The organism is Promicromonospora xylanilytica (assembly GCF_054782895.1).
This window is the reverse complement of sequence record NZ_BAAGRP010000028.1, coordinates 1-943: the sequence shown is the minus strand read 5'-3', so window position 1 is coordinate 943 and position 943 is coordinate 1. Positions and strand designations below refer to the sequence as shown.

The following is a 943-nucleotide window of genomic DNA, read 5'->3' as shown; positions in this document are numbered from 1 at the left end:
GCACCACCGCCCACTTCAGCGAGCATCCGCCCAGGTCACCGACCCACCATCACCGAGTACCCGAAAACGTGAGCCAAGTCGGGAGGGCCGCGTTCTCCGCTTCGAGCCGGGCGATCTTCTGCTCGGGTGTCTCACCCGCAGGCACCGTGGGACCGGCCGGCACGCCGCTGGAACGCGTCGTGGTGGACCGCAGCGGGCTCGACGTCCGTGTGCCGTCCGGCGCGGTCTTCTTGCCTGTCCCGTACGCGTCGAGCCAGCCCCGCAACGTGCCGCGCACGATCCCGAGGTCCTCGGCGATACCGCGGACCGTGGCACCGGGCGTGGACTCGTACAAGTCCACGGCCTGCCGACGAAACTCCTCGGAGTAGTTCTTCCTGGCCATAGTTCCTGATCATCTCGCTTCCCCAGCAGATGCTGGAATCAGCGTGTCCAAGAACCAGGGTCAGGCCCCGATCGTGCGCCGGGTCCCGATCGCGCCACGCGACCAGGCTGCGGGGAAGGTCACCGCCCTGGAGAAGGCCACCGGGTGGAAATACGCGATCACCGCGACGAACATCGGCCGGATGCGCGGCATCCCCGGGACGAACCAGCCGCAGTGGCTCGATGTCCTGCACCGTCACCACGCCGTCGTCGAGGACCACGTCCGGGCCGCGAAGACCACGGGCCTTGGCCTGCTGCCCTCGGCGTCCTGGCGGATCAACACCGCCTGGGTCCTGCTGACCGGCATCGCCCGTGACCTCGACGTCTGGACCCGGCTGCTCGCCTTCCACGACCACGAGCTCCTGGCGAAGGCCGAGCCAGCCACGATGCGCGAGCTCGTCTACTGGCTGCCCGCCCGCCTGGCCCACCACGCCCGCAAAACCCGACTTGGCTCACGTTTTCGGGTACTCGGTGATGGTGGGTCGGTGACCTGGGCGGATGCTCGCTGAAGTGGGCGGTGGTG

At 68.7% G+C, this 943-nt stretch carries 1 protein-coding gene and 1 pseudogene; one reads left to right on the top strand and one right to left on the bottom strand.

What is annotated here, in order from left to right:
- Window positions 1–82: 82 nt before the first annotated feature.
- Window positions 83–382 (bottom strand): annotated as a pseudogene (locus ACYVK7_RS17605) (transposase); the annotation flags it as partial.
- A gap of 43 nt (window positions 383–425) precedes the next feature.
- On the opposite strand from ACYVK7_RS17605, the gene ACYVK7_RS17600 reads away from it, so the two are divergent.
- Complete coding sequence (locus tag ACYVK7_RS17600) at window positions 426–929, top strand: hypothetical protein (protein WP_460889024.1); 504 nt, start codon at window positions 426–428, stop codon at window positions 927–929.
- Window positions 930–943: the final 14 nt, after the last annotated feature.